We start from the raw sequence: 22,981 nt of genomic DNA, 5'->3' as shown, positions 1-22,981 counted from the left end.
GAGAAGTTCAAAAAATATAAGAACAAACCACTGTCAGCCGTGTAGGAATAATTACTTAAATATCTGTTTTTTACTTTCTCTAAAGATTAGTTGCCATCGCAATCTTCATCTTTTGGCAACTGAAGCCATCCACTCGTCCACTTTGAATATGTTTTTAATTCCGACCATGGAACTCTTATAAGAATTTCGTTGTTGTTAACTGGAAATAGTTCTACCCACCGTTCATCTTTTTTGCCTCCATAGCTTTTAACTTCAAAATGTCGATAACCTTCTCTTTTTACGGCTGAGGTCCAAGCTGCATTCGGTGGCCATCTCATCTTCTTTCTTTGTAGAGGTATTAATTAGCACTTTCATAATTTTAGTTGATACTTTCTCTAATATCTTTAAGTCGTTTTATTTCTCCATACCTATATTTAATCTATTAATAATCCATCTGTAGATATCTGTTTCCGGATTTCATGGTTTGGATATTGATCGAAATAATAACCCATGCAAAAAATAATTGAGCAAGTAAAAACCACTGTTCTAATTAATTTCTTACGAAAATTAATCTTGGGTTATCGAAAGGTTAAGAATAGATCAAGAAAAATTGATGAATTGCTAATTTGATTTCCAATGACAAATATTTTGATCAATTAGATGCTATGAAATAAGAGCAAGTTTTTTTATTAGGCCTCATGACCTTCGCTAAGAAGGCCCTCATCTTTACTTCTTTGCTTGCAGTGGGCGCAGGCATGTCCGCAAATGCGGCTAGTCGTCTTAGTGGAGCAGGTGCATCCTTTCCCGCTAAAATCTACACTCGTTGGTTTTCTGATTTAGCTAAAGAAGGTGGACCTCGAGTCAACTATCAAGCTGTTGGTTCAGGTTCTGGCCGTAAAGCTTTCATTGATGAAACCGTTAACTTCGGTGCTTCTGATGATCCAATGAAAGCAACAGATATTGCAAAAGTTACTCGTGGATTAGTCCAAATCCCAATGGTTGGTGGAACAATCGCCTTTGGATACAACTATGACTGCGATCTTAAACTTACTCAAGAGCAAGCTGTTCGCGTTGCTATGGGTAAAATCTCAAATTGGAAAGAAGTTGGTTGTCCTGCAGGGAAAATGACATGGGCACATCGCTCTGATGGCTCCGGTACAACCAAGGCTTTTTCAAACTCTATGCAAGCTTTCTCTAAGACATGGAATTTAGGAACAGGTAAATCTATTGCTTGGCCTGCTGGTGTTGGTGGAAAAGGTAACGCAGGTGTTGCAGGCGTAATTCGTAATACTCCTGGTGCAATTGGTTATGTAAACCAGTCATATATTAGAGGTGTAATTAAACCTGCCGCTCTTCAAAATTTATCTGGTGAGTTTTTAAAGCCAACAACAGAAGCAGGAGCAAAAGCTCTTAATGGTATAAAACTAGATAAAAATTTAGCTGGTAAAAATCCTAACCCAAAAGCTAAGGGTGCATATCCAATCGCTACGCTTACATGGATTCTTGCTTACGAGACTGGTAATGGTAGAAATACTAAAGCCGTCCAAGAATCACTTAACTACCTGCTAAGTGATAAAGCCCAGGCTAAGGCTCCCTCTCTTGGATTTGTACCTCTTAAAGGTGATATTCTTGCCAAGTCTCGTGCTGCGGTTAAGCGTATTGGTAAATAAATTAAACCTCATGCTCTTATAAAGGAGGCATTAGCCTCCTTTTTTTATTGTCTGTTTTTGCTTGCTAGTAACTTCTTAACTTAAGCTTAAAAAAAGCTCTTTAATATGAAAAAAAAAGAATCAATGAATAATTGGAAGGAAATAGTTGGATCACCCATCTGGTGGATTCCAGTTTCACTACTAGTTCTATTTATTTCGATTGAGGGATTACATCTTGCCGAGCATGGTAAAAACTGTAAAACGAAATCAGCTTGGATGAATGAAGTTGGACTTGAATATGACAGAGAATCAGAGGTTCAGTAGTCCTTCTTTCCCTTGATATTTAATTTTTTTAATTGAAGGTCTTAGGAATTTTTTATAGCTTTTGTATTTGATACTGGAGGTAGTCGTAAACTAGTCAACAATGAGATAAATACAAATAGGCTTGAACACCATAAACATAGTTGCATTCCTATAGAGGCATTAGCTCCAAGCATGAATAAAACTCCTGATAGGAGAGTACCAATCAGTCTCCCTGCCGCATTTGCCATGTAATAGAAGCCTACGTTTAGACTCACGTTTTCCTTGTCCGTATAAGCAAGAACCATATATGAATGTATTGATGAGTTCATTGCAAATATGAACCCAAATAATATCAATCCAGCTGTAATTGCTATTTCTGGATTGCTTTGTCTCCATAGTGCTATTGCTATTAGCGCTGGTATTGCAGTTAAGGCAGCGCTCCAGAATTGAACAGAAGAAACTCCTGGGCTTGTTTTATTTCCCCATAAATTTCTTAAAGAGGGCGCAAACGCTTGAATAAAACCATAACCAATAACCCACAATCCTAGAAAAGCTCCAATCTCAGAAAAATTCCAATTTAGATACGTTTCAAGAAAAACAGGTAGTGCAACGACGAACCATACGTCTCTTGCCCCAAAGAGAAAAAAGCGTGCAAAAGAGAGGACATTGATCCCTTGAGATTTAGAAAATAAGTCTTTAAAGATTGGTTTGTTTTTCATCTTTCCAATATCTCCAGGCAAAATTAATGTCATTAGAAATGACAGACCTAAACCGATAGCCATTAATTCAACTGCTTTATTAAATCCAAAACTTGTAAGCAAAAGTCCACCAAGAAAGAATCCAACTCCTTTGAGTGCATTTTTTGAACCAGTTAAGATAGCTACCCATTTAAATAATTGATTATTTCCACCATCTTCTTCTGAGGAGTCTGGAACGACAGTTTTGATGGCACTTTTAGCACTCATCTTATTGAGATCTTTTGCTATACCACTAATCGCTTGAGCAACCATGACATAAATGACACTCAAAAGTTTCGACCAACCACTTGAAACGGGTATCAACATCAATAAGGCGCCGATTTGTAAAAGAGTTCCTACCCAAAGTGTTAGACGTAATCCATATCTTGCTCCTATCCAACCTCCATAGAGATTAGTGATGACGCCAAAGAACTCATAGAAAAGGAATAGGAATGCAATTTCTAATGTTGTATATCCAAGGCTATGAAAGTGAAAAATCACTAGCATTCTTAGAGCACCATCTGTCAGTGTGAATGCCCAATAGTTGGTAGTTACTATTCCATATTGTTGCAATGCAGTTAATCGCATGTTTTTATTTTTAGCCTTTTTCGAGATTTATGACATGGCAAACGAGATCTGCCATTCGACAGCTATAACCCCATTCATTGTCATACCAAATATAGACTTTCAGTTGAGTTTTATTGACCACCATGGTTGAGAGAGCATCAATGATTGAACTTCTCGAGTCATTGACATAATCGATTGATACAAGTGGTTTTTCTTCGTAACCAAGTATTCCTTTTAGCTCTCCTTCAGAGGCTTCTTTGAACACATGATTGACTTCTTCTTTCGTGACCTCTTTCTCTAATTCAAATACAGCATCAGTTAAAGATCCATTGAGAAGAGGAACTCGAACTGCATGACCATTTAATTTTCCTTGTAATTCAGGGAATATCATCCCTATCGCTTTTGCTGATCCTGTCGTTGTTGGAATTAAGCTTTGTGATCCGCTTCTGGCTCTTCTTAAATCTGGCTTAAATGAATCAACGATTACCTGTGTATTGGTTAGGTCATGGAGTGTAGTGATGCTTCCATGCTTAATACCAAAGGTTTGATTAACGACCTTCACGACTGGAGCTAAGCAATTAGTTGTGCAGGATGCTGCTGTTACTAAGCGATGTTTATTGGGCTCATATAAATCATGATTAATACCGTAGACGATATTTAGAGCATCCTCTCCCTGTATTTCACCTTTAACAGGGCATGCAACGACAACTCTTTTCATTCCAAGAGTATCGAAATATGGATTTAATGTTTGAGGGGTTTTGAATTTTCCTGAACATTCGAGAATTAGTTCTATTCCTTTTTCCTGCCATGGGACTTTTATAAAATCGCTTTCATTTGAAAAAGATATTGGTTGATCTTCAATACTCAGGTTGTTTTGGTCGTTGCTTATTGCTTTGTTCCAACGACCATGTACTGAATCAAATTCAAGTAAATGCGCAGCTCCCTTTGCATCACCCAATGGATCGTTGATATGTGTAATCTCGATATTTTCTCTGCCCCAGAGGGCTCTCAGAACAAGTCGTCCTATTCGACCGAAACCATTAATACCGATTCGCATAACGTTTAATTGAGTTGATTGAGTGAATCAATGAAGGACTGGATTCCTCATATCAATTTATATTGATATATAGAGGTTTGTCGATGCAAGCCTTTTCTGCGGTTTGTTTTATCATGTGATTATATTTTTTCTTCTGTGATGGCCACAGCGACAAAGAGCGAAGTAGTTCTTGAAAATGCAATGGCCAGGAAATTGCTAAAAGCTTTGTCTGATCCATTGCGATTGCAAATCATTGAGTCTCTTTCAGGAGGAGAACGATGTGTTTGTGATTTGATTAATGAAATTGGATTGGCGCAATCGAAAATATCTTTTCATTTAAAAGTTTTAAAAGACGCAGGTTTGATTACCGATAGGCAAACTGGTAGATGGGTTTATTACCAATTGAATATTGACTCATTAAATTCTTTGCAAGATTGGATTGAACTGTTAAAAGAAAGTTCGCAACAAGCATCGCAAGCTTGTAAATAAAGCAATCAATTTAAATCTGGTTTTCAATTGATTTAGCTCTATTCAGAATTGTTCTAATAATTTTTAGGTAATTATTTCTAGTAGGTATCAATGGATACTCTTTATGCTTGGATAGTAATCATATTCTTATTACATCAAAATTTTTTGATATGAGCAAGAAAATCTCTAAAAAACCAAGTGCTATTAGAACAATTTCTTTAGCAGTTGGTTCTCTAAGCCTTCTCGTTATTGCTGTTTCTCAAGTTACAGGCAATGAGGCCTGCACAAGCAATGCTTATTCGATTGAAAATCAAATAAGACTTTCATGATTTTATTTTCAATCTGAATATTTATAGTGCTTGATATTTTTAGGTGAATTTTTCAAGAGATATTTTTATTACTAGTTTGATCATTTTGGGATCCTCCTCGATTGTTGGTTATTTTTACCAACTTCAAATTGCTGTTGGATATGCATTGCTTAACTTGTTGGTACTGCTTATTTGGTCAAAACTCGCATCTCGCTAAACCTTCATTCATCCCGACTTATACCTAAATTATTCTTGGTCTTGTGAAAAATCTGCTAGTTCCATTATTTTTTTAAATTCGTCCATCTCCTCATCCGAAACTCCTGTTTTCTCCTGAAGTTCTTTTAATAAAGCATCTATTTTTCTTTTGATATTTTCTTCGCTCAAAATTTTTAATTAAATAGATAACTAATTATAGATTCAATTTACCCTAAACCTGTTTAAAGACGACAAATTTTTGTTGTCAATTAGTACGTATTACTTTGGTAGTCAATTCAGGCCTGTGCTCCATCTGCTACACGCATCGTCATTCCTCCATCCATGTCATCATCATCGTTGTTGTCCATTATTGCCTTTCCAACCTCATAAAGAAGATAAGTCCCAACAATGATTAGAACGAAAAGGAAATTAAAATCTCCTGTGTTTGAAGCGTATGTTTGAATTTCACCCATAATTATCCTCTGTTAAATAACCCTCTTCTCTTTTGTTGTGGCTTAGCTGCTCTAGTTCCACGAGACTGCTGCATTTCAGCTTTAGTAATTGGCTTACGATTTTGGAAAGTATCCCAACCAAGTAAAGCCACAGTTCCAATGGCTCCAAAGAAAAGAACTACACCTGGTATTAAATCCATCTAGTTGAATTAAGTTCAACAAAGTTAGTGGAATTGTTATTTAGACCGTGGATAAAAAATATTGCTTCAGCTAATACCTTTGATAACTTTTGCTGTGTACGGGTGACCCCTTTACATTCCTTTACTTTTCCTTTACATTCATGGCCATTATTTGAGTTTAATCTCGTGACTCCAGAAGCAGAAAAGTTTAATGGTTGGATGGCAATGATCGGCTTTATTGCTGCTTTCGGTGCTTACGCAACAACAGGTCAAATCATTCCAGGTATTTTTTAGGTTCTTATATGACTTCTAGTAACCCAGTTTCTGATCAATCAATAGATCCAACTGATAATCAATCAGAAGGACAATCTGTTGATCCAACAGGAATCCCTGCTTACAGTTCTGCTTCTAACCAGATCATTACTGAATATGGCAAGCAAAACATGTTTGCTACCCAAGTACAAACTCAATTAGTTGAAAACTATTCCAGCTATCCCGAAGAAGCGGAAAAGACCAATGGCCGTTGGGCAATGATAGGAATGATTGCTTTACTAGGCGCTTATATCACTACTGGACAAATTATTCCTGGCATATTTTAAATAGCTTTGACAAATCAATCTTCATATAAATCTAGAGATTTTTCTCTAGATTTTTTTTTGTTCCATTTGAGCATTTAATCCATTTTTTCCATTTTTTGCAAATTAAAAATTAATCAGCCAAAAATGCCAAAAGTAATCATGTTAGAAATAATTACTCCAATGATCTCAGCCTGTCCAATCAAATTCAATCTTAAGAAATACGATCACTGATCATCCTGATCAATGGCGCGATTGACCCAATTGCAAGCACTGCAAACATAACAAATATGATTATTTTTGATTCCCATTTTTCCATGAAAATGCTTTAGCTAATTAGCTCTTATAACTGTGGATTTTTTCTAGCTTTCGAAAAAATTAATAATTTATTATCAATCAATACTTTTCAATAAAAAGATAATCAGTCTTTACCGGAATTTTTACCAAAACCTGGGATAAAAGGAAACGCTTGATCATCTCCGAGGTCTGGGGCAGCACTAGTTTTCGAACCATCCAAGGCATCACTAGACTCTTCGATCACAATACCAATAGAGTTGTCTTCGTTCATATCAGAACCCATTTGAGCGGCGGCTGCAGGATTAAATCCTGAAAAAATAGTTGTCGAAGTTAAAAAAACAGACAAAGCTAAAAAACTAGCGGCCCTAAATATCTTTTTGAGCATGAATACAAATCAGTTATATACAATCTAACGTCGGTATTCACCCGAACGCGTTAGGTCTGAATACTCAATTAATGATATTCAATTAGATAATAGGAGTCGTAGCAATTGTTGAAACTTCTGAGAAGATAGCAACAGCCATGAATATGTAAGGAACTAATTTCATTGTTTTTGTGAATATGTATTAAGCATATATGCTCATCATCTAATCAGTGGTAGCTGATTGTACGGTTCTCGCCCCAACGACCATAAGTAAATTTGTTTGTGGCTATAAAAATATCTGATAACCAATATCAATTGCTATCACTGTTTTGTTGGATCGCTTTTTTTGCAAGATTTTCTAATTGATCAGGTGAAATTGGTGTCGTTTTGTTTTTACTTTCTTTTAATCCTCTTAGTAAAGAAGTAATTATTGCCAGTCCTAAAAATGCACCTAAACCCAACCAAAAAATTCTCTCTACTAAGAGTGCTGTGGGATTACCAATTGCATCAGTTACTTGTTCCATCTTCTCGATTTGGGAAAAAAATAAGGTTCAGAGCTGTTTTTCACTAATTTTGCCTTAATCCATCTTAGAAATTATCTGCAGAAATTCATGGCATAAAAAAACCCTCAAATTTGAGGGAGTAGATACTGAGAGATCCCCATCACCCAGTAATTCGAAAATACTACTCGCTGTGTACATATTACGCAAGCTAATAATTCCAGATATGGGTCTTTTTTTCTGTTTTTTTAATCTTTCTAACACCAGATATGGTAGGGGTTGCAATTTGCTTGAAAAACAGTTAAAAATAAGATCCCCATCACCCAGGCCCGTAGGACACCATACCTAGGGTCTTTTTTATTGGAATTGCTTTTTATTTAGATCTTGGAGCTATTTAGTGACTCTGAAGCTGTGGAAAACTTAGACGGCTTGAAGTAATTTTTTTACAGAAGGATCGATTAGATAAACATTCACTTCGTGCTAACCGTAACACTAAATATTTTTAGATCAGTTAGGTTTGTTCAAACAATTTTCTGATACATGTCTGAGCTTCAGCTAGTTGATTCATTTCCCATCTGGAAAGCTGTTTTATGGTGTTTCTATCCTATGGCTGCTCTAGTTCTCGTAGAACTAATCTCAAGAGCGCTTCCAGACGATGATGACGATTTCGGTGGAGGAAAGATGATTCCTGCTTACCAACCTGTCCGAGCAAGATAGTTTTAATCTTCGGCCTACTTCCATATTCAGCTTCAGTAGCTATCGATAGTTAAATAAATAAGTTATAACTCATATTCCTTTGCTGAGTATTTATACTTAAATATTTAGCAAAGGAGTTATGAAAGATTTTAATTCATTTGTTTTAGATTTTAGTGTAAGTATTCTTGATCGGATCTACGAAGGTAGACCGATTCAACGTTTTTGGGTTCTTGAGGTAATTGCTAGAGCACCTTATTTTGCATTCTTATCAGTTTTGCATTTACAAGAGTCGCTTGGCCTAAAGACTCCTTTAAGCAACAAGCTCATGAAGGCTCATTTTTACCAAGCAATCAATGAGACGGAGCATTTAGAAGAGATGGAATCACGAAGCGGCAATAGATATTGGGTTGATCGATTTCTTGCCAGGCATTTGGTGCTCTTCTATTACTGGGTAATGGTTTTTTATTACTTACTATCGCCATCAAATGCATATGATATAAATATAAAAATTGAAGAGCATGCGTATGAAACTTATGCAAAGTATCTAACCGTTAATCCAAACGATCAGAGGATACGTGAAATTGCTCAAGATGAGATCAATCATGCGAACGAATTAAAAGAAGCAATTGCTTTGATAAGTTAAGACGCCAACTTTTTGTTGATGTGAATAATGATAATTTTCCTTGTGCCTTTTAATTTATCTAAAGCAAGCATCTCCAACAATTCTGAGCTTCTCGATACGAGTAAGGTTCTCTCTCTTTAGCAATGTTTTGGGGGAAACAGCCAAGCCTAATTTGATTCTGTTTGGCAAGGATTCAACTAATGATTCAATATCTGTTAAATCTTCATTAGAAGATGCAATAACATCTTTTGTGCATTCCCAACCTTTGGTCGTAATGATTTGAGGCCATATAAACCAAAGACCGCTAAATGCTCCGAGAATTAAGAAAAACAGATTTCTAATCATTGTTCAGATTTAATTGAGACTAATCTTTTGATTTGATTCTTTATTTATACCTAAGCAATTTGGATCCTCAAGACCAGAGACTAGGTTCTGCCGTACTCATGACTGCACCATTTTTTTCAAATATTTCAATGTTCTCTTGTATATGTTTTCCTAAGACACCTTCTAAAGCTTGAACTACAACGATCGCTTTTTCAGGATTATCTTTGCTGACACCTCTGAAAATCACCTTTATTCCTTTTGCTGATCTGGCTGGAGCCTCGTCGATGTCAAACTTTTTCACCCATTCATCGTAAGGTACATTCACATCAAATGTACATACAGTTGTTTCAAGCATTAGGTGAGAAATAAGGATATTTCTTCAATTTAAAAGCTCCTACCTTGCTTGCAATAACGCATCATATTTGTGGCCTGACTGCAATAAATATATTATCGGATGTCTTTAAATATTCTTTGCTAGAGGGATTTTCCGTATGCCACACAAGCAAATTATCGCGTTCATTCGTTAAGTAGATCGTATTAGAAAATTGCTAAAACTACTTTGAATTGGGGAAGTATTTTGAATAGGCATCACCATTTAAGATGCAAAAATCGAATAAAAATATCTTAAAGTTTTCTGGGTATTCTTTCCATGGCAGACTTTTTAACTCTTCAAGCTCCTTTTCGCTAAGTTTTTTCATATTTGCGTATACGTAAAACCCGTCGTCTAAGTCTTTAGGGATATCTTCAGTAACCGAGCTTGTTGATTCATTTGATTCAGTGAAAAATGCTTCCTTAGATGAATCGAAAAATTCAATTTTTTGATGATCAGTTTTACATTCTTTAGCTATTTCACCGAAAATGCTTATTTGAGCTTGTTTAATTTTTTGTTCTCTCGACATATTGATGGTTTGATTTGAGATGAAAGTTTTAGACCCCAAACTTACTATTTTTGATCAGGTGTAGTGGAAATGCAATGGGCATTAAGGCTGATTGCGTTGAGGTGCGAATAGAGCAAAGATACGTTTGTTGAGTTAAGAGGCACCATTGATGGTCGACACTCCACCTGAGTATTTAAGAGAAGCGAACTGAATTCTGGTTCCTGCTCCAACATTCTCAATGAATAAGTAGGTTATTCGTCTGATGCGACAAGGATCAATGATTTAGGTGCGTCAATTCAGTCGAACCTCCTCTGCATCGTTTAGGTGCCCTAACGGAGTAAAAAAGCCTTTCTACTAGACACTTGGCCCCAGGCCACCAATATCCAGAAGCTTCCAAAGAATCGGTAAAGAAAAAGGGCCCCCTCGGGCCCTTTTTAAATGTCTAATTAAAAGAGTTTTATTCTTTCTACGGTTTCCCTACCTAAGACGTACGGTCCTACAGAACTATTGATGAAAAAGTGATTTTAGGATAAATGTACGTCAGGCAATCAATTGCACTGGTCATCAATTGATTGGCTTCTGGGGAGGAGTACTGACGTTTATTATTCAAAGAAACAACCTTCTAAAGCTCAGTATAAAAAGAAGGTTGTCCTGAGAAGTTCAAAAAATATAAGAACAAACCACTGTCAGCCGTGTAGGAATAATTACCTAGCATCTATTACTCATTGGTATCGTTATTTTCTATGCGGTATTGATTAGAAATTTTTATACAGGCAGACTTATTATTATCATTATTTCTTTTTATTGAAGTATACCGAAAGGCAATTACCCCTATCGGTCTTTACGGTCTCTGAGGCTGATTAGGAGTGGTTAAATTTGCATCTGATTTAATTTTTTTGATGTCTAAAGAAACTTACCAAGAGATTAAAAGAATCAGCGGAGAAGAATTAAAAGAGTTGCTATCTAACCTTGATAATGTTTTTGATATAGGTACTGGTGCCTTGTTAGGTGATAGTTAGTTGGCTTCAACAGATCATTAAGTTACTGTTTATTGCTTTTGTGTTGTTGAATTTGTCATTTGATTTTTTTCCTCTACATTTGAAATAATCAAGTTCCCAATGACTCATTTTTTGGCAACCTATATAGATTTTGTTCAAAGTGTTGGCTTTATATTTTTAACGGCCATGGCAGTTTTAATCACAAGGAAACTATTTTTAGATAATAAAAAAGATAATTACATTGAAGCAGTGAAGATTAAAGTTGATGAATGAATTTTTTGCTAGAACTTAAAAAAATAGGAAAATGCCAAAAGCTTTTGAGGATTTTAAATTCTCTGATGATCAAAAGACTGGAGCAGTGTCAGTTTTTTGGGAGAACGTTCATCTTGCAGCTAAGGCCTTAAAGGAAGATACTAATTGCCCCAACGAAATCATTGCTAGTGGTTTAAGAGCCGTTGCAGCTGAATGGGATTGATTCTTGGTTAGATATATAACTAGGAGTCTTTAACACCTAATTTTGTTTGGGCTCATCATTTGATTCGGAATTCTTTTTTTTTTCTTCTTCCTTAAATTGCTTCATGGCTTTACTGCCTATCGCATCTTCGATTAATTCAAAAAACCAAGTTTTAATAGGGTTAGCCATTCTTAACGAATTAGATAGTTTGTGAATAACCAGATAGCAACGATAAACATAGCCACTCTTCCGTGAATAACTTCTGATCTGCTTAGACGAGCAAAGATAGTCATTAATTACCGTGCTGGTATTTCTTTTATATCAGTACTTCTATGAGTATGCATGGGTAAATGTTGGGATCTTTCTTTTGTTTTAGGGTTTTAAACTTTTTCTTAATGCTTTTAAATTCTTTTGCTATGAGCCTCTTACACTTCCCACTTTTTCTTTAAATAATTGCTTCTTATCTGTACGTGTATTTACTTTTAATGTTGTATAAACACGTGGAGCACCTTTGCTATGAACTGCCTCATGGCATTTCTTTACGCATTCAAAAACTTGATCCCACTCCCCTTCAATTGCAGTTCCATTTGGACCCAGTTCATACTCAAGCTTATGTTCCTCAATAATTGATAAGCACGTCTTTATGTATGGAGATAATGAGACACCTACCCCTATTGGTACTAAGCAAAGATCTATGCTTACCCACATATCAACTTAAAATTGAAAGCATAATTAAATTCTAGCTAATAATTTTATACTTAAAGTCTTCTTAAATAATTGCTTTTTACAAAAAAATTATTATAGGCCGGTTATTACTAATGTTTTTGCGTAGTTATTCGTCTCGTCCTCTTTGTGATTTTATTACTGTATTAAAAAATTGAGTTCTATGAATAACAATAAAATTCAAGTTCTGCCTTTTTTCATTATTACGTTTGCGATACTTATCAGTGGCGTTACTGTTGTCTTTACTTAAGTGGTTGTATTGACACTTCCTGTTAGATTTAGAGAACAAATTAATTCAATATTTTTTTAATGAATATTGCCACGATTGCAATCATTACGATTATTTCTACTTTATTTTTCTATATGATTTTCTTGGTGCTTGGGGTTGGAGGTATTGCCAAAAACCGCAGAGCTCAAGGTCTTGATCAAAGTAAAGGAAGTGACAATTAATTGATTTAGAAAATAATTGAAGTAGTATTTTATTTTTTAAATCAATCTTCTTAACCTCTTCCTTTTTGACAAGTACCTATCAAAGTTCTATACCTCTGTGGGGATTCAACTGAGTAGGTACCATACTTTCCATTGATTTTGTAGATATTCCTAACGCTGTTTCTATTATCTCTTTGAGTTATTGTGTATGAATTACGTCTAATCAAAGTCCTTCCTTCTTTTTTTATTCCTTTATCGTAAATAGTAGATATTAATCCATCTAGATTAATTGTTAGGTAGCTCGTTTCCCAATCTGGTTTGATTAGAGCACCTCTATTTATTTCATATTTACCAACACATTTTAGAAAAAGTTCTTCCGATCTGGTTTGTTGCAATGGTACCAAGAGTAATCCTGATAGCAATACCAAATTGAAATGAAATTTCTTTGGATGAATATACTTAAATAAGGTGTTGATATAAAGAATTAGAATTTTAATATTTTTATTCATATCTTTCTTGCATTAAATCTTGCTTTTAACGAGTTTAATCTATATCCTTTTTTTGTAGTTGTTTGTTTAGTTACTCACAATTTTATTCTCCATAAAATCGTCAGTGAAAATAACTTAATCTTTCTTTCCTCTTAAAATCATTGTTAGTGGTACACCTACTGTAAATAGTATTCCTATGGTTAGGATGGTTAATCCCATTGGGGAAAAGATCTCTACTCCTCCAATTACTTCTGATGCTTTTTGAGTTGTAGCAATAATCATTAATTTATGGCGTATGCCCAAGGTATTGATAGGTTATTTTCTCCAAGATACTTTTGCAATTTTCTTGAATTGATTTTCAATACTAGTCCATTTGTTGGATAGCTTGTAAATAACTTACCCTCTCTCCAACATTGAAGATAGATTTCGATATCAGAAATGAAGTTTGTAAATTGAGTTTGAGGAATTTCAAAATTTAGATATTTTAATTCCTGAAGTGATTGAAAATGATTAATATTGCATTGACATATTTGAAAAGCGCAGAATTTAAGTCTTTTAGACTTTGATATAAAATTTTGAATATCTATAAATTCAGTTTCATTTTTTCTAGTTGATAAATTTTTATTGTCGTAAAGAACTCCTTGTATTTCTAGTCTGTTTTTAATCGCTAGGCTTTTAGGAATAGTTTTAAGAGACCTTACAATTTCTGTAATGTCTTGACTATTTTTATTTATGACCTTGTTTAATTCTCCATTGATATATTGAATGCCAATGATTGATCCAATGATTTTTGGTTCTAAAATTATTCGTGTATTCGGAAGAAATATCTCCAACCATTCACGAATATTTCCTTGTCCTAATGATAAGAAGGCATTTCTTCCAGATTTGTAATTAAAGATAGAATTGTCTGGAGATATTCTCTCAAGATTCCTTACAAGGTGATTTGATACCTCAATCTCTTCTCTCATCTTTAAGTCCTACATTTAATCAAATTAGTTTGCTTTTTATAATGGTAGGCATATTTAATATAGATAAATTTTGTTTTTTGTAAGATCAGGAATGAGCCGATATTATTGCCCTTTCTGCTCTTCTCGTTATCAATTTCATAAAACTAGTAGTGATGGTGTTTTGATTTGTGGTCTCTGCGGTGACCCATTAGTTAAAAAGCCCTTATTAAATTCAAGACGGATTATTGGAGCAGTTGCCGCATCCGCATTTCTAGCTCCTTTACTAATAATGATTATTTTTATTATTAAAGATTTTTCTAAGGAAAAACTTCCAAACAATTCTGATTCCTTAGTCCTATTAACTTTTGATAAATCATGGTTAATATAAATCCCGACTATCGACTAGATTTTCCGGCTACGACAAGGAATCGTGATTCCATCGCCGCAGTTTTAAGCAATTATATTTCTCCTAATTGCTGGCTTTTAGAAATAGCTAGTGGTAGTGGACAACACGGAGTCTTCTTTCAAAAAAAATTCCCATCAATTACTTGGCAAACTAGTGATCCCGAATTTGAACATAGACAAAGTATTAATTCATGGATTAGGCATGAGGGGCTTTTTTCAAAAATGCCTGAACCTCTTAATCTTGATGTAGATATTCGTCCTTGGTCAATTACCAATCGACTTGGGGCTTTAATTAAGGGAATTGTGTGCATAAATATGATTCATATCTCACCATGGAGTTGTACAAGATCTTTGTTTGAAGAATCAAAGAAATATCTAGATCAAAGTAATTTTTTGATGCTCTATGGACCTTTCTTAAGAAAAGAAAAACAAACATCAGAAAGTAATTTGAATTTTGATCAATCCTTAAAAATACAAAACCCGCTCTGGGGGCTTCGCAACTTAGAAGACGTTAATGTTATTGCTTCTGAAAATGGATTTAATCTTGATAACGTCATCGATATGCCAGCCAATAATCTTTCAGTTATTTATCGCATAAAGTAAAATTTACACTACTTTTTTTCTTTCTACTAAGAATTCCAGAAATTCGGTAGATGCGATAGGAGAATAAATCCATTACGCTTTTTTCTTGTGGAGTTCTCTGGCCCAGATGCAATTGATAACGCTATCCAAGCTGGCTTAGATCTAGATGGAAGTCCTATTCCATCAGAAATGCTGACCCTCTACAGGGATGTCATGGATAAGGAGAATGCGCGTAAAAGAAGTGGAGTTAAGAAATCAATGCGAAACCGTATTGTTAAAACTGGGTCCAAACATTTTGACCAAGACACTCTAAATACACGATTAATCAAAGCTGGTTGGGATGGATTAAAAGCTAAAGAAATTGACTTTTTTTATAACTGATACCTGATAAGAGAAAATATATCTAATACGCTATGTGTCACTAGTGTCACACTTTTGTTAGGCATTTGTTCTTGTGAGAGAAAAACGCCTTGGTTTGACTCTTGTCTTATGTAGTCGAATTAACTGCATTAACTATGTTTTTTGTATCCGTTGCGTCTGAATTCCACATTCATGAGGCAAGCCGTACTTTTGGGGCTTTACGTAGATTAATAATTGGTTTACATTTATTCACATACACATCTCGGATTTCATCATGACTCCAGAAGCAGAAAAGTTTAACGGTTGGGCAGCAATGCTTGGCTTCGTTGCAGCCTTCGGTGCATACGCAACCACAGGTCAAATCATTCCTGGAATTTTCTAAACCAATAACTACCAATAACAATGCAACCATCTAACAAAACAATCCTAGAAAGAAGCATCGGCAGACCAGCCATGATGGCATTCGTTCTACTAACAGGTATCTATCTAACAACCGGTCAACTTATTCCAGGTGTCGTTTAATGAAAAATCAAACCACTGAAACTCCAAGAGTTGAAGAAGGCAAAGTAATTGCTGAAAGACTCAATGGCTACGCAGCATTTGTTGGATGCTGGGCACTCATTGGTGCATATCTAACAACAGGTCAAATCATTCCAGGTGTTGTGTAATGACTACTCAAAACAACAACAACAGCAGAAACATTGATCCTGAAAAGGTAACTGCAGAAAGACTTAACGGCTATGCTGCATTATTTGGATGCATTGCTCTAGTTGGTGCATATGCAACAACAGGTCAAATCATTCCAGGTTTCGTGTAATGAACAAAGAAACTAACTACTGGAAAACAGCTGAAATAATGAATGGTCGTCTCGCGATGATGGGCTTCTTTGCTGCAGTCATTAACTACGGACTAACTGGCTGGATTATTCCAGGTTTTGTTTAACCTCTACTTTTTTATTAAAATGGCTTTAAGTTATTGGCTTCGAGCAGAAGTCGACGATCTTCTTAACGAAGATACTTTCTTTGATATTTCAGAATATTCATGTCTCCTAGAAGATACCGATTGGGCATAACAACCAATAAGATCTGACAATGGAGATAATGTCAGTTCATTGTCAATTATGCAAAAAATCAATTATCTGGAACTTTTTTGAACAGGTTAGGCTTTACTATGTACATGCAATGTTACTAGAATCCCCTGATAATGCTGCGTTAAAATATACTCCTACCATTTATATTGGTAGATTTTTGTAAAGAATTATTTTATCTAGTATTTAATAATTTTCTTCTTCAAAAATTTATTCATAAGAAATTAAATAATGGTAAAAGTATTATTTGTAATAAACTTTTATCTTAAATTCATTCCCTTTATAAAATCAATTTCTTTAAACTTTGATATCCTAGTTTAAGCTATTTTATTATATGTAGATAATTAATTTCATATTTTTTTGAATGAATAATAGGAGTTATTCGGTTAAATAACTTTCCCCATTTATTAGTATATTGTTTTGTCCTGTCAGATTATATTTTTGTGATCTTATTGGTCTGGTCGAGCTGAAGATTCTGTGACAGAGCTTATTGTAGAAATTCAACTCTAATATATTTCTAATCTTAATTATCTAAATTGAACTTAATTTATTATATATATTGTTTATATATCCTTTAAAGATCAATAAGGAACATGTGATTATGTTTGATTTCACTTGTTAAAAGTTTAATAGCATTTTCCAATTCTGTTTCTGATTCAAATCCTAAGACTTCAGCTGGTTCTAGACCTAGTGAACTGAAGTCCGGTTCTATTCCGAATGGTTCTATGCTTTCTAGACATCCAACTATTTCTTCAAGCTCTTCTAATTCGGTCATAATATTTTTCATACAACAAAATCACGAGACTTCAAGCTTGAAACCTTTATCTAAAAGTTGTTGATATGTAAGTCTTGCTTGAAATGCGAGGATCTCAATAGGCTCTTTATCGTCTCTTTGCATGATGAAATAGTGGTTGCCTTCTCCTTTTCTAGCGAAAATGACAATTTCAGATCCTCTTACAAGCCTCCAATTTTCTTGAGATTTATGCTCAGATAATGGTCCTAAATCCCAGGGAGCCTTTTCTGGATACTTCTCTCTTTTTACCCTTGGCATGTATTAAAAGTGACTATATCTTTTAGCCTACACTTATGCTCTTCATCGTCAAGAATTAGTTTATTAATCAGGAAAAGGCAGCTAATGAATATCCCTCGTCAAACAATCTTTGGTAGGTGAATCTAGCTTCATATTCTTTATATGCTTTTCTTTTACCATCATTCTTTTGTATGTATACATAATTATCGTCTATCCGACTTCTTGTGAATGTATAAGCGATGTCTGCTTTAGATAGGATCCATTGAATTGAATTGTATTTACCTTGATCGATAGTTAAATCCCATGGCATATTCTCAGGATATTTCTCTGGTATGGTCATTATAAAAGATGTGTTTTTTAAAGTTATGGTATAAAAATCTTGACGACATGAGAATAAATACTGTTTTTATTGAAATAATATCTATATGCTGATTTATTAAATTTATACAAATTATTTTTTAAGGTATAAAATCTTTCTCATATCCATTTTTACCCTATTATTAAATTTATTTGGCTGTGACTTTAATCTTTTCGTAGAGAAATATCCATTGAATCGGTAATTTGTATTGGTTACTTTTTCTTTTCCATTTTTGCATTTCTTATGTTGTTATAACATTACTTCCCTTTCTATTTTCTTGATTTCTTAAGAAAAGAAGTTATTGAAGGGACTTCGCTCGACATTTTCCTATTGATATATATATGAGATTACTTGGACTTGATAAGGATTGCTTCTTTAGCTGGTGGGAAAAATTACCAGAGGGATCAACTATGGTTGTGCAGCCCAAGATTGATGGTTGCGCAATAGGACTTAGATATAAATATGGCCAGTTAGTAGAAGCATATTCTCGTGAGGATAGTGAGATTATTGAAAACATTAGGAATATCGATTCTATTCCTTTGAATATTGATGATTCTCTAAAAGTTGAAGTTGAGTTGGAGGGCGTTTTATATTCACATTCTTCTAATTCCAGTATGTCTATAGATCAATTGCTATCGAACTCATGCTCGAAAATTGATAATAATTCCTCTATTTTATTTAAAGCATTCCAAATTTTTTCCTCAAAAAGTGATGAATTGTCAGATTTGACTCAACTTCAAAACTGGGGATTCGAGGTCCCAATAACTCTAAGAACTCATGATCCTATGCAGGTAAAAATATGGCATTCGCAATGGATCAAGAATGAGTTGTTTTCAAATCTTCCTACCAATGGAATCGTCGCCAAGTGCAATTCTTCATTGACCAAGAATATTTTGGGTGTTAGCTCCTCCTCTCCTAATTGGGCCTTGGCTTTAACTAGATAAATCTTGATTAATCATTATTATCACCGACTTGAACTTGTAATAGTTGTTTGTCTCTAGCTGTTTATTCAGTTATCCTTATCAAGTTTGCCCAAAATGTCTAATTAAAATATTCTTTATAAAACGTTCCTTTTTTAATATGACCTTTACTGATAAGCAAATGTTTGAAGCTATAGAGGCAAATGTGGATGTCAAAGATTGCTTTGAAAAAATTAGTGATGCTTGTAAGGACTTAAAAATCAAGACGGACTGTCCTGATAATGATGTTGATCGTCTTCTTGAATTTGTTATTGGTAAGTGGTCTGATTGATATTCAATTCCTTTTTGATATTTTTACAGCATTATCTTTCATTCTCAATACGGTTAATCTATAAATTTTAACTTTCATCTCTTAACTTGACATAATATTTTGATTAGGAAATAGTGAGTGGAGGTTTACTTGATCTGTTTGAATAGATCTTATTGAGATGTTTATTTCAGTGAAAAAATGAATGACTTTTACTCAAAAATTTATTTAGGACTTCTAACTCTAGGTTTTACTACACTATCTATTCAATTATTCCCTATCTCCAAGCAAGCCTCAAGCTGGAATCGATGCTTAAGAAGAACATCGGAGACATTGAGTCAAGTCAAAGCTGTTAAGAAAATGAATGATGAGAGTAAAGATGTTTTATCAGTGATGATATGTAATGGTGCTGTATTTGAACCCAAAATCAAGGCGAATATCCAATAAAGTATTTTCATTTATATCTAGAAGATTTGATTTCCTGACAGTTTTTGAGAAATTATGTTCTATAGTTCTTAGTTTGATTTAAGAAGGAGAATAAAACTCACTGAAAGTTTCAAAGTAATTATTTCTTGTTGATACTAGGAATTTAATAGACCTTCAAATAACCCAGAAAATTCTAATGGCTGGATATAGATACAATATAAATCAGTGAAATTTTGGACAGATTCATTTTTTGTTGTAATAAGTAATTTAATTCTGATTCATCACTTATCAAATATTCAAAAGTAACGCTTTATATACTGAACGATTTGATTGAATGAACTTTTAATTTGCTTATAGGTGTCTATAAGCAGGTACAGATTTTTTCTTATTTTATAAAATTATCTTGCTATTGCTGGAGACTGAGCGTTTTCTAATAGATAAATGATCTTATGAATCATTTATTTTAAAGCATGCCAAAAAGCATTTTTCCTATAAATCAAGGGCTTCATGCATGAATAATTTTCCTCATAACCTTGAATTACTGAGTTTAATCTAGATGCTTTTGTTCCCATAACTTTTACCTTTAATGTCTCGGACTAATGTAAATATTGTAAGTTTGTTAATTATAAGTTAGTATTATAAGTACAACCATTTATTTATCATGCTCACTGGTAAGGATTTATTAGCCAAGGTCAAAGACTTGGGAGATGTCTCAAAATCTGATCTTGTTAAAGCTTGTGGATATGTTTCCACCAAAAAAGGAGGCGGAGAGCGTCTTAACTACACTGCTTTTTACGAAGCACTTCTTGAGGCTAAAGGTGTAAACCTGGCTGCTGAAAGTGCTGGAGGTATTGGTAAAGGTGGAAGAAAGCTTAGTTATGTGGCTACCGTTCAAGGAAATGGAAACCTCTTGATAGGAAAGGCCTATACAGCTCTTTTAGATCTCAAGCCTGGCGATAATTTTGAGATTAAGATGGGACGTAAAGGATTCCGTTTGGTTCCAGAAGGAGAAGGTTAATCTCATTAAAACTGAATTAAAACATTTAGATTTAGCCGAGAAGCATATCTGCCTCTCGGCTTTTTTTATTGGATAAATTTTTCTATATATATTTATATGATTATTCATCTATATTTTATTTACCTAGTTAGATCTTTCTTATCTTTTAGTCTGCTTTTTTGGTTTTTTCTTTAATAGATTCTATTTTTTTACTCGACCATTTTTTTGATTTATCATGAAATTTGGTTTTTCATGCTTAAAAACCTATGATACATACCTTTTTTAATTATCCTTTTTATCTATTTTCATGATTCTTGGTCATGTGAATTTTAAGTATGATCGTTTTTGCTTTTGTTGATTTTCGCCTTGATAAAATCTTATGTATTTATTGTTTATGACCGTTTCCATTTGAGATAAACCCTTGTCGAGCATTCTCTTTCATTGGCAAAACCGCTTTTATTTGATCAGTCTTATATCTTTTTTGTCATGTCTCTAATTATTTATACTCACATTCTGATATCTAATTTTGTTATCCTTATTACCTTATACGTATCTAATTGTCTTGTTTGATCCGCTTTATGAAGAAATTGTTACTAATACTTCAGACTTAATGGTTTATATGGTTCGACATGTTTTTATTGAGCTTATTTTGCCTTTGTCTATCTTTATTGCTGTAATGCTTATTCTGTTTGTGGATTGGAATTGGATACCTATCTCAAGTATTGAGAGAGTGAGAGGTCATAATCTCGAGGAAGTTAAAAAGCATATATTAGAATAAGTTAACTTTTAATCACTTTTTTATGACTAACTTACTTGTAGATTAGATTTCTTCGTAATTATTCAAATAACTAAGGATCATTTTATATTTTTCATTTTAGCCTGAATACCAAAATATATGGATAAACCAATCAAAAGAATAATTAGTAATGAACTACTATTACCAAGAATTTCTATAAGCATATTTAGCTTAGATATTTAAAATCTTATTTTACATATTTGAACACTCTCTATGTACTGTGTCTCTCCTCTCATCAACTGATGTTACAAATGAATTATAAAAAACCAACTATAAGAAAAATTTGTTCAATACTAATACCAAATGTTGAAGTAAATCTATGATTGGATTATTAGTGATTTATGAGGCAACAGATAGCTTACTATTCATCAAAACAATTTTTTCATCTAATTAGTATTTTTACTTATTGCTTGAATAACAATTCGCTTCATGGATTTTGGTTTAATATCTAATGAATAAAGTCTTCAAAATCATCCAAACTTAAAATTATTAATATATTTTGATTGTAATTTCAAAAAAATTGATTGTTTTCGCTAACTGGTTGCCACACCTTCCCTTTTAATGTAAGTAAAAATCTTCTACCCCATAACAGGAATGGGAATAAAAAATTGGTCCTTTTGTTAGAGGTGAAAATAATCCTGAGTACTTCTATAAGTGAGTCGCTTGGCTCTTTGATCTGGGAGCAAATCCAATTAATTGCATCTGCACCATGACGAATATTTTCATTACTGATGAGGATTGCACCTTTATTCAAATCATAGCCTTGGTTAAAGAGTTCAGATAATAAGGCAAGATTTTTTCTTCCATCTAATATTTCGAATTCAGGAAGAGCGCTTTTTAATTCAAGTAATTGTGCAAAGTGATTGCAGAATGGACATTCACCGTCATATATAAATAAAATTTTGTCTGACATAATGATTTTTATGTATAAATATTGTACATAGACTTTGTCTGAAAACGTGTCTAACTAAGCAAAAAAATGAAAGACAACTTAAAAAACACACAACACTAATGATGATTTTAATCAGATATTTTTGGTCTATATCATATTTCGATTTAATGGGTAATATTCTTTAATAGACATTACAGAATTCTAAATATCGTAAACCTATTGCATTATGGGCGATTAACACAATATATAAATACATTATTTTATATTACTTATACTTTTAGTTTATAACTTACTTATATTAATTGACTAAGAAAATTATATTCTCAGCTTTTGAAAACATTGCTCTTTACGTTATCTTCTTGAATCTGAGGTCGTAATAAAGACATAGGAAGTGCTGTTACTATTGCGAATGAAAGAACAATAATCAAATCTGTTGTGAAGTGACTTATACCTAGCTCTGAATGGGCAAGAGCAAAGTTTAGTAATTGCATTTTTTGTAATCAATACTTTATAATTTTATTTTATATTGTATATAAATATATATTATGTAGTAAAAATTATTGCTCAATCAAATAAAGATTTTACAAATAATTTATAACTAAATATTTAGTCATTCATATTTAACCTTTAAAAAGGTGTGTAGTGCTAAAACT

46 protein-coding genes are annotated in these 22,981 nt (G+C 33.6%); 24 read left to right on the top strand and 22 right to left on the bottom strand.

Annotated features, from left to right (window positions below):
• Positions 1–86 precede the first annotated feature (86 nt).
• A complete protein-coding gene (locus O5633_RS02445) occupies positions 87–317 on the bottom strand; it encodes a TIGR02450 family Trp-rich protein (protein WP_011823827.1) in 231 nt (76 codons plus the stop codon).
• Between the two features lie 360 nt (positions 318–677).
• Here O5633_RS02445 and pstS point away from each other — a divergent pair, with 360 nt between their 5' ends.
• Together pstS and O5633_RS02435 are read left to right on the top strand one after the other, a co-directional pair.
• Positions 678–1,649 carry a phosphate ABC transporter substrate-binding protein PstS gene (pstS, locus tag O5633_RS02440; protein ID WP_269610460.1) on the top strand — a complete coding sequence of 324 codons (972 nt, stop codon included), beginning with the start codon at positions 678–680 and terminating at the stop codon, positions 1,647–1,649.
• Positions 1,650–1,754: 105 nt separating this feature from the next.
• Entirely contained in the window at positions 1,755–1,952 is a 198-nt protein-coding gene (locus O5633_RS02435; RefSeq protein WP_158466684.1) for a hypothetical protein, read from the top strand.
• Between the two features lie 41 nt (positions 1,953–1,993).
• Here the strand turns inward: O5633_RS02435 and arsJ are convergent, their stop codons facing one another.
• Both arsJ and O5633_RS02425 read right to left on the bottom strand, forming a co-directional pair.
• Positions 1,994–3,256, bottom strand: coding sequence for an organoarsenical effux MFS transporter ArsJ (arsJ, locus tag O5633_RS02430; RefSeq protein WP_269610459.1), 1,263 nt, complete (start codon positions 3,254–3,256; stop codon positions 1,994–1,996).
• 10 nt (positions 3,257–3,266) lie between these two features.
• A complete protein-coding gene (locus O5633_RS02425; protein ID WP_269610457.1) occupies positions 3,267–4,292 on the bottom strand; it encodes an ArsJ-associated glyceraldehyde-3-phosphate dehydrogenase in 1,026 nt (341 codons plus the stop codon).
• A gap of 138 nt (positions 4,293–4,430) precedes the next feature.
• Here O5633_RS02425 and O5633_RS02420 point away from each other — a divergent pair, with 138 nt between their 5' ends.
• Both O5633_RS02420 and O5633_RS02415 read left to right on the top strand, forming a co-directional pair.
• Positions 4,431–4,760: an ArsR/SmtB family transcription factor gene (locus tag O5633_RS02420; protein WP_269610456.1), complete on the top strand. Its 330-nt coding sequence runs from the start codon at positions 4,431–4,433 to the stop codon at positions 4,758–4,760.
• A 149-nt stretch (positions 4,761–4,909) separates the two neighbouring features.
• Complete coding sequence (locus O5633_RS02415; protein ID WP_269610455.1) at positions 4,910–5,068, top strand: hypothetical protein; 159 nt, start codon at positions 4,910–4,912, stop codon at positions 5,066–5,068.
• Between the two features lie 225 nt (positions 5,069–5,293).
• Here the strand turns inward: O5633_RS02415 and O5633_RS02410 are convergent, their stop codons facing one another.
• From O5633_RS02410 to O5633_RS02400, 3 genes are all read right to left on the bottom strand, one after another.
• On the bottom strand, positions 5,294–5,431 hold the full coding sequence (locus O5633_RS02410) for a hypothetical protein (RefSeq protein WP_011294966.1): 138 nt from the start codon (positions 5,429–5,431) through the stop codon (positions 5,294–5,296).
• A 107-nt stretch (positions 5,432–5,538) separates the two neighbouring features.
• Complete coding sequence (locus tag O5633_RS02405) at positions 5,539–5,715, bottom strand: hypothetical protein (protein ID WP_269610453.1); 177 nt, start codon at positions 5,713–5,715, stop codon at positions 5,539–5,541.
• Between the two features lie 2 nt (positions 5,716–5,717).
• Positions 5,718–5,894, bottom strand: a complete 177-nt coding sequence (locus O5633_RS02400) for a hypothetical protein (protein WP_011295188.1) — start codon at positions 5,892–5,894, stop codon at positions 5,718–5,720.
• A 165-nt stretch (positions 5,895–6,059) separates the two neighbouring features.
• Between O5633_RS02400 and O5633_RS02395 the strand changes: the two genes are divergently transcribed.
• Both O5633_RS02395 and O5633_RS02390 read left to right on the top strand, forming a co-directional pair.
• A complete protein-coding gene (locus O5633_RS02395; RefSeq protein ID WP_011294533.1) occupies positions 6,060–6,167 on the top strand; it encodes a high light inducible protein in 108 nt (35 codons plus the stop codon).
• Positions 6,168–6,316: 149 nt separating this feature from the next.
• The gene (locus tag O5633_RS02390; RefSeq protein WP_187152595.1) at positions 6,317–6,472 is read left to right on the top strand and encodes a high light inducible protein; all 156 of its coding nucleotides are present in this window, start codon (positions 6,317–6,319) and stop codon (positions 6,470–6,472) included.
• Positions 6,473–6,869: 397 nt separating this feature from the next.
• Here O5633_RS02390 and O5633_RS02385 read toward each other — a convergent pair whose 3' ends face one another.
• A complete protein-coding gene (locus O5633_RS02385) occupies positions 6,870–7,130 on the bottom strand; it encodes a hypothetical protein (RefSeq protein ID WP_269610452.1) in 261 nt (86 codons plus the stop codon).
• A 290-nt stretch (positions 7,131–7,420) separates the two neighbouring features.
• A complete protein-coding gene (locus O5633_RS02380; protein ID WP_011294530.1) occupies positions 7,421–7,633 on the bottom strand; it encodes a hypothetical protein in 213 nt (70 codons plus the stop codon).
• Between the two features lie 516 nt (positions 7,634–8,149).
• Between O5633_RS02380 and O5633_RS02375 the strand changes: the two genes are divergently transcribed.
• Together O5633_RS02375 and O5633_RS02370 are read left to right on the top strand one after the other, a co-directional pair.
• Complete coding sequence (locus O5633_RS02375) at positions 8,150–8,326, top strand: hypothetical protein (protein WP_269605792.1); 177 nt, start codon at positions 8,150–8,152, stop codon at positions 8,324–8,326.
• 118 nt (positions 8,327–8,444) lie between these two features.
• Positions 8,445–8,948, top strand: coding sequence for an alternative oxidase (locus tag O5633_RS02370; protein WP_269610451.1), 504 nt, complete (start codon positions 8,445–8,447; stop codon positions 8,946–8,948).
• Positions 8,949–9,002: 54 nt separating this feature from the next.
• Here the strand turns inward: O5633_RS02370 and O5633_RS02365 are convergent, their stop codons facing one another.
• The 3 genes from O5633_RS02365 to O5633_RS02355 all read right to left on the bottom strand — a co-directional run bounded on the left by O5633_RS02365 (position 9,003) and on the right by O5633_RS02355 (position 10,150).
• Positions 9,003–9,272: a hypothetical protein gene (locus tag O5633_RS02365; protein ID WP_011294527.1), complete on the bottom strand. Its 270-nt coding sequence runs from the start codon at positions 9,270–9,272 to the stop codon at positions 9,003–9,005.
• A 67-nt stretch (positions 9,273–9,339) separates the two neighbouring features.
• Positions 9,340–9,606, bottom strand: coding sequence for a DUF3764 family protein (locus O5633_RS02360; RefSeq protein WP_269610450.1), 267 nt, complete (start codon positions 9,604–9,606; stop codon positions 9,340–9,342).
• 199 nt (positions 9,607–9,805) lie between these two features.
• Positions 9,806–10,150 carry a hypothetical protein gene (locus O5633_RS02355; protein ID WP_269610449.1) on the bottom strand — a complete coding sequence of 115 codons (345 nt, stop codon included), beginning with the start codon at positions 10,148–10,150 and terminating at the stop codon, positions 9,806–9,808.
• A gap of 1,097 nt (positions 10,151–11,247) precedes the next feature.
• Here O5633_RS02355 and O5633_RS02350 point away from each other — a divergent pair.
• Both O5633_RS02350 and O5633_RS02345 read left to right on the top strand, forming a co-directional pair.
• Positions 11,248–11,400, top strand: coding sequence for a hypothetical protein (locus O5633_RS02350; protein ID WP_269610448.1), 153 nt, complete (start codon positions 11,248–11,250; stop codon positions 11,398–11,400).
• A 31-nt stretch (positions 11,401–11,431) separates the two neighbouring features.
• Positions 11,432–11,602 (top strand): hypothetical protein, encoded by a 171-nt coding sequence (locus O5633_RS02345; RefSeq protein ID WP_011294973.1) that lies wholly within the window; start codon positions 11,432–11,434, stop codon positions 11,600–11,602.
• Between the two features lie 36 nt (positions 11,603–11,638).
• On the opposite strand, the gene O5633_RS02340 is transcribed toward O5633_RS02345, so the two are convergent.
• The 3 genes from O5633_RS02340 to O5633_RS02335 all read right to left on the bottom strand — a co-directional run bounded on the left by O5633_RS02340 (position 11,639) and on the right by O5633_RS02335 (position 12,289).
• The gene (locus O5633_RS02340; protein ID WP_269610446.1) at positions 11,639–11,770 is read right to left on the bottom strand and encodes a hypothetical protein; all 132 of its coding nucleotides are present in this window, start codon (positions 11,768–11,770) and stop codon (positions 11,639–11,641) included.
• A 2-nt stretch (positions 11,771–11,772) separates the two neighbouring features.
• Positions 11,773–11,874, bottom strand: a complete 102-nt coding sequence (locus O5633_RS11675; protein ID WP_110860922.1) for a chlorophyll a/b-binding protein — start codon at positions 11,872–11,874, stop codon at positions 11,773–11,775.
• A 121-nt stretch (positions 11,875–11,995) separates the two neighbouring features.
• Complete coding sequence (locus O5633_RS02335; protein ID WP_011823791.1) at positions 11,996–12,289, bottom strand: MTH1187 family thiamine-binding protein; 294 nt, start codon at positions 12,287–12,289, stop codon at positions 11,996–11,998.
• 324 nt (positions 12,290–12,613) lie between these two features.
• On the opposite strand from O5633_RS02335, the gene O5633_RS02330 reads away from it, so the two are divergent.
• Complete coding sequence (locus O5633_RS02330; RefSeq protein WP_269610444.1) at positions 12,614–12,754, top strand: hypothetical protein; 141 nt, start codon at positions 12,614–12,616, stop codon at positions 12,752–12,754.
• A 50-nt stretch (positions 12,755–12,804) separates the two neighbouring features.
• On the opposite strand, the gene O5633_RS02325 is transcribed toward O5633_RS02330, so the two are convergent.
• From O5633_RS02325 to O5633_RS02315, 3 genes are all read right to left on the bottom strand, one after another.
• On the bottom strand, positions 12,805–13,242 hold the full coding sequence (locus tag O5633_RS02325) for a hypothetical protein (RefSeq protein ID WP_269610442.1): 438 nt from the start codon (positions 13,240–13,242) through the stop codon (positions 12,805–12,807).
• 114 nt (positions 13,243–13,356) lie between these two features.
• On the bottom strand, positions 13,357–13,503 hold the full coding sequence (locus O5633_RS02320) for a hypothetical protein (RefSeq protein ID WP_269610441.1): 147 nt from the start codon (positions 13,501–13,503) through the stop codon (positions 13,357–13,359).
• A complete protein-coding gene (locus O5633_RS02315; RefSeq protein WP_269610440.1) occupies positions 13,503–14,189 on the bottom strand; it encodes a hypothetical protein in 687 nt (228 codons plus the stop codon). Before O5633_RS02315 ends, O5633_RS02320 begins: the two co-directional genes overlap by 1 nt.
• A 91-nt stretch (positions 14,190–14,280) precedes the next feature.
• Between O5633_RS02315 and O5633_RS02310 the strand changes: the two genes are divergently transcribed.
• The 8 genes from O5633_RS02310 to O5633_RS02275 all read left to right on the top strand — a co-directional run bounded on the left by O5633_RS02310 (position 14,281) and on the right by O5633_RS02275 (position 16,457).
• On the top strand, positions 14,281–14,556 hold the full coding sequence (locus O5633_RS02310; RefSeq protein WP_269610438.1) for a hypothetical protein: 276 nt from the start codon (positions 14,281–14,283) through the stop codon (positions 14,554–14,556).
• Entirely contained in the window at positions 14,544–15,176 is a 633-nt protein-coding gene (locus O5633_RS02305; RefSeq protein ID WP_269610437.1) for a DUF938 domain-containing protein, read from the top strand. The genes O5633_RS02310 and O5633_RS02305 overlap by 13 nt, the downstream gene beginning before the upstream one ends.
• Positions 15,177–15,263: 87 nt before the next feature.
• Positions 15,264–15,536: a DUF4090 family protein gene (locus O5633_RS02300; RefSeq protein WP_011293955.1), complete on the top strand. Its 273-nt coding sequence runs from the start codon at positions 15,264–15,266 to the stop codon at positions 15,534–15,536.
• Between the two features lie 253 nt (positions 15,537–15,789).
• Positions 15,790–15,897 (top strand): high light inducible protein, encoded by a 108-nt coding sequence (locus tag O5633_RS02295; RefSeq protein WP_011125327.1) that lies wholly within the window; start codon positions 15,790–15,792, stop codon positions 15,895–15,897.
• Positions 15,898–15,917: 20 nt separating this feature from the next.
• Positions 15,918–16,037, top strand: coding sequence for a high light inducible protein (locus tag O5633_RS02290; RefSeq protein ID WP_011294968.1), 120 nt, complete (start codon positions 15,918–15,920; stop codon positions 16,035–16,037).
• A complete protein-coding gene (locus O5633_RS02285; RefSeq protein ID WP_011294648.1) occupies positions 16,037–16,183 on the top strand; it encodes a high light inducible protein in 147 nt (48 codons plus the stop codon). Before O5633_RS02290 ends, O5633_RS02285 begins: the two co-directional genes overlap by 1 nt.
• Positions 16,183–16,332 carry a high light inducible protein gene (locus O5633_RS02280; RefSeq protein ID WP_011823187.1) on the top strand — a complete coding sequence of 50 codons (150 nt, stop codon included), beginning with the start codon at positions 16,183–16,185 and terminating at the stop codon, positions 16,330–16,332. The genes O5633_RS02285 and O5633_RS02280 overlap by 1 nt, the downstream gene beginning before the upstream one ends.
• Positions 16,332–16,457, top strand: coding sequence for a chlorophyll a/b-binding protein (locus O5633_RS02275; RefSeq protein ID WP_269610436.1), 126 nt, complete (start codon positions 16,332–16,334; stop codon positions 16,455–16,457). The genes O5633_RS02280 and O5633_RS02275 overlap by 1 nt, the downstream gene beginning before the upstream one ends.
• Positions 16,458–17,176: 719 nt before the next feature.
• On the opposite strand, the gene O5633_RS02270 is transcribed toward O5633_RS02275, so the two are convergent.
• From O5633_RS02270 to O5633_RS02260, 3 genes are all read right to left on the bottom strand, one after another.
• The gene (locus O5633_RS02270) at positions 17,177–17,377 is read right to left on the bottom strand and encodes a hypothetical protein (RefSeq protein WP_269610435.1); all 201 of its coding nucleotides are present in this window, start codon (positions 17,375–17,377) and stop codon (positions 17,177–17,179) included.
• A gap of 21 nt (positions 17,378–17,398) precedes the next feature.
• Positions 17,399–17,653 (bottom strand): hypothetical protein, encoded by a 255-nt coding sequence (locus tag O5633_RS02265; protein ID WP_269610433.1) that lies wholly within the window; start codon positions 17,651–17,653, stop codon positions 17,399–17,401.
• Positions 17,654–17,720: 67 nt separating this feature from the next.
• Positions 17,721–17,972: a hypothetical protein gene (locus tag O5633_RS02260; RefSeq protein WP_269610431.1), complete on the bottom strand. Its 252-nt coding sequence runs from the start codon at positions 17,970–17,972 to the stop codon at positions 17,721–17,723.
• 359 nt (positions 17,973–18,331) lie between these two features.
• On the opposite strand from O5633_RS02260, the gene O5633_RS02255 reads away from it, so the two are divergent.
• The 5 genes from O5633_RS02255 (at position 18,332) to O5633_RS02235 (ending at position 21,418) form a co-directional block, all read left to right on the top strand.
• A complete protein-coding gene (locus O5633_RS02255) occupies positions 18,332–18,934 on the top strand; it encodes an NAD-dependent DNA ligase (RefSeq protein ID WP_269610430.1) in 603 nt (200 codons plus the stop codon).
• A 136-nt stretch (positions 18,935–19,070) separates the two neighbouring features.
• A complete protein-coding gene (locus O5633_RS02250; RefSeq protein WP_269610429.1) occupies positions 19,071–19,241 on the top strand; it encodes a hypothetical protein in 171 nt (56 codons plus the stop codon).
• A 177-nt stretch (positions 19,242–19,418) separates the two neighbouring features.
• The gene (locus O5633_RS02245; RefSeq protein ID WP_269610427.1) at positions 19,419–19,664 is read left to right on the top strand and encodes a hypothetical protein; all 246 of its coding nucleotides are present in this window, start codon (positions 19,419–19,421) and stop codon (positions 19,662–19,664) included.
• 640 nt (positions 19,665–20,304) lie between these two features.
• Positions 20,305–20,661, top strand: coding sequence for an AbrB family transcriptional regulator (locus O5633_RS02240; RefSeq protein WP_011293945.1), 357 nt, complete (start codon positions 20,305–20,307; stop codon positions 20,659–20,661).
• Positions 20,662–21,202: 541 nt separating this feature from the next.
• Positions 21,203–21,418 carry a hypothetical protein gene (locus O5633_RS02235; RefSeq protein WP_269610426.1) on the top strand — a complete coding sequence of 72 codons (216 nt, stop codon included), beginning with the start codon at positions 21,203–21,205 and terminating at the stop codon, positions 21,416–21,418.
• 529 nt (positions 21,419–21,947) lie between these two features.
• Here O5633_RS02235 and O5633_RS02230 read toward each other — a convergent pair.
• Both O5633_RS02230 and O5633_RS02225 read right to left on the bottom strand, forming a co-directional pair.
• Positions 21,948–22,349, bottom strand: a complete 402-nt coding sequence (locus O5633_RS02230) for a DCC1-like thiol-disulfide oxidoreductase family protein (protein ID WP_269610425.1) — start codon at positions 22,347–22,349, stop codon at positions 21,948–21,950.
• 302 nt (positions 22,350–22,651) lie between these two features.
• A complete protein-coding gene (locus O5633_RS02225) occupies positions 22,652–22,819 on the bottom strand; it encodes a hypothetical protein (RefSeq protein ID WP_269610424.1) in 168 nt (55 codons plus the stop codon).
• Positions 22,820–22,981 lie beyond the last annotated feature (162 nt).

Source organism: Prochlorococcus marinus str. MIT 1013, from assembly GCF_027359395.1.
GTDB classification, from domain to species: Bacteria; Cyanobacteriota; Cyanobacteriia; order PCC-6307; family Cyanobiaceae; genus Prochlorococcus_B; species Prochlorococcus_B marinus_E.
This window is presented reverse-complemented; position numbering and strand designations above follow the sequence as displayed.

Coding starts and splice junctions, on each gene's coding strand:
- O5633_RS02445 (WP_011823827.1), bottom strand. CDS start 317: ATGAGATGGCCACCGAATGCAGCTTGGACCTCAGCCGTAAAAAGAGAA.
- pstS (WP_269610460.1), top strand. CDS start 678: ATGACCTTCGCTAAGAAGGCCCTCATCTTTACTTCTTTGCTTGCAGTG.
- O5633_RS02435 (WP_158466684.1), top strand. CDS start 1,755: ATGAAAAAAAAAGAATCAATGAATAATTGGAAGGAAATAGTTGGATCA.
- arsJ (WP_269610459.1), bottom strand. CDS start 3,256: ATGCGATTAACTGCATTGCAACAATATGGAATAGTAACTACCAACTAT.
- O5633_RS02425 (WP_269610457.1), bottom strand. CDS start 4,292: ATGCGAATCGGTATTAATGGTTTCGGTCGAATAGGACGACTTGTTCTG.
- O5633_RS02420 (WP_269610456.1), top strand. CDS start 4,431: ATGGCCACAGCGACAAAGAGCGAAGTAGTTCTTGAAAATGCAATGGCC.
- O5633_RS02415 (WP_269610455.1), top strand. CDS start 4,910: ATGAGCAAGAAAATCTCTAAAAAACCAAGTGCTATTAGAACAATTTCT.
- O5633_RS02405 (WP_269610453.1), bottom strand. CDS start 5,715: ATGGGTGAAATTCAAACATACGCTTCAAACACAGGAGATTTTAATTTC.
- O5633_RS02400 (WP_011295188.1), bottom strand. CDS start 5,894: ATGGATTTAATACCAGGTGTAGTTCTTTTCTTTGGAGCCATTGGAACT.
- O5633_RS02390 (WP_187152595.1), top strand. CDS start 6,317: ATGTTTGCTACCCAAGTACAAACTCAATTAGTTGAAAACTATTCCAGC.
- O5633_RS02385 (WP_269610452.1), bottom strand. CDS start 7,130: ATGCTCAAAAAGATATTTAGGGCCGCTAGTTTTTTAGCTTTGTCTGTT.
- O5633_RS02380 (WP_011294530.1), bottom strand. CDS start 7,633: ATGGAACAAGTAACTGATGCAATTGGTAATCCCACAGCACTCTTAGTA.
- O5633_RS02375 (WP_269605792.1), top strand. CDS start 8,150: ATGTCTGAGCTTCAGCTAGTTGATTCATTTCCCATCTGGAAAGCTGTT.
- O5633_RS02370 (WP_269610451.1), top strand. CDS start 8,445: ATGAAAGATTTTAATTCATTTGTTTTAGATTTTAGTGTAAGTATTCTT.
- O5633_RS02365 (WP_011294527.1), bottom strand. CDS start 9,272: ATGATTAGAAATCTGTTTTTCTTAATTCTCGGAGCATTTAGCGGTCTT.
- O5633_RS02360 (WP_269610450.1), bottom strand. CDS start 9,606: ATGCTTGAAACAACTGTATGTACATTTGATGTGAATGTACCTTACGAT.
- O5633_RS02355 (WP_269610449.1), bottom strand. CDS start 10,150: ATGTCGAGAGAACAAAAAATTAAACAAGCTCAAATAAGCATTTTCGGT.
- O5633_RS02350 (WP_269610448.1), top strand. CDS start 11,248: ATGACTCATTTTTTGGCAACCTATATAGATTTTGTTCAAAGTGTTGGC.
- O5633_RS02345 (WP_011294973.1), top strand. CDS start 11,432: ATGCCAAAAGCTTTTGAGGATTTTAAATTCTCTGATGATCAAAAGACT.
- O5633_RS02340 (WP_269610446.1), bottom strand. CDS start 11,770: ATGGCTAACCCTATTAAAACTTGGTTTTTTGAATTAATCGAAGATGCG.
- O5633_RS11675 (WP_110860922.1), bottom strand. CDS start 11,874: ATGACTATCTTTGCTCGTCTAAGCAGATCAGAAGTTATTCACGGAAGA.
- O5633_RS02335 (WP_011823791.1), bottom strand. CDS start 12,289: ATGTGGGTAAGCATAGATCTTTGCTTAGTACCAATAGGGGTAGGTGTC.
- O5633_RS02330 (WP_269610444.1), top strand. CDS start 12,614: ATGAATATTGCCACGATTGCAATCATTACGATTATTTCTACTTTATTT.
- O5633_RS02325 (WP_269610442.1), bottom strand. CDS start 13,242: ATGAATAAAAATATTAAAATTCTAATTCTTTATATCAACACCTTATTT.
- O5633_RS02320 (WP_269610441.1), bottom strand. CDS start 13,503: ATGATTATTGCTACAACTCAAAAAGCATCAGAAGTAATTGGAGGAGTA.
- O5633_RS02315 (WP_269610440.1), bottom strand. CDS start 14,189: ATGAGAGAAGAGATTGAGGTATCAAATCACCTTGTAAGGAATCTTGAG.
- O5633_RS02310 (WP_269610438.1), top strand. CDS start 14,281: ATGAGCCGATATTATTGCCCTTTCTGCTCTTCTCGTTATCAATTTCAT.
- O5633_RS02305 (WP_269610437.1), top strand. CDS start 14,544: ATGGTTAATATAAATCCCGACTATCGACTAGATTTTCCGGCTACGACA.
- O5633_RS02295 (WP_011125327.1), top strand. CDS start 15,790: ATGACTCCAGAAGCAGAAAAGTTTAACGGTTGGGCAGCAATGCTTGGC.
- O5633_RS02290 (WP_011294968.1), top strand. CDS start 15,918: ATGCAACCATCTAACAAAACAATCCTAGAAAGAAGCATCGGCAGACCA.
- O5633_RS02285 (WP_011294648.1), top strand. CDS start 16,037: ATGAAAAATCAAACCACTGAAACTCCAAGAGTTGAAGAAGGCAAAGTA.
- O5633_RS02280 (WP_011823187.1), top strand. CDS start 16,183: ATGACTACTCAAAACAACAACAACAGCAGAAACATTGATCCTGAAAAG.
- O5633_RS02275 (WP_269610436.1), top strand. CDS start 16,332: ATGAACAAAGAAACTAACTACTGGAAAACAGCTGAAATAATGAATGGT.
- O5633_RS02270 (WP_269610435.1), bottom strand. CDS start 17,377: ATGACCGAATTAGAAGAGCTTGAAGAAATAGTTGGATGTCTAGAAAGC.
- O5633_RS02265 (WP_269610433.1), bottom strand. CDS start 17,653: ATGCCAAGGGTAAAAAGAGAGAAGTATCCAGAAAAGGCTCCCTGGGAT.
- O5633_RS02260 (WP_269610431.1), bottom strand. CDS start 17,972: ATGACCATACCAGAGAAATATCCTGAGAATATGCCATGGGATTTAACT.
- O5633_RS02255 (WP_269610430.1), top strand. CDS start 18,332: ATGAGATTACTTGGACTTGATAAGGATTGCTTCTTTAGCTGGTGGGAA.
- O5633_RS02250 (WP_269610429.1), top strand. CDS start 19,071: ATGACCTTTACTGATAAGCAAATGTTTGAAGCTATAGAGGCAAATGTG.
- O5633_RS02245 (WP_269610427.1), top strand. CDS start 19,419: ATGAATGACTTTTACTCAAAAATTTATTTAGGACTTCTAACTCTAGGT.
- O5633_RS02240 (WP_011293945.1), top strand. CDS start 20,305: ATGCTCACTGGTAAGGATTTATTAGCCAAGGTCAAAGACTTGGGAGAT.
- O5633_RS02230 (WP_269610425.1), bottom strand. CDS start 22,349: ATGTCAGACAAAATTTTATTTATATATGACGGTGAATGTCCATTCTGC.
- O5633_RS02225 (WP_269610424.1), bottom strand. CDS start 22,819: ATGCAATTACTAAACTTTGCTCTTGCCCATTCAGAGCTAGGTATAAGT.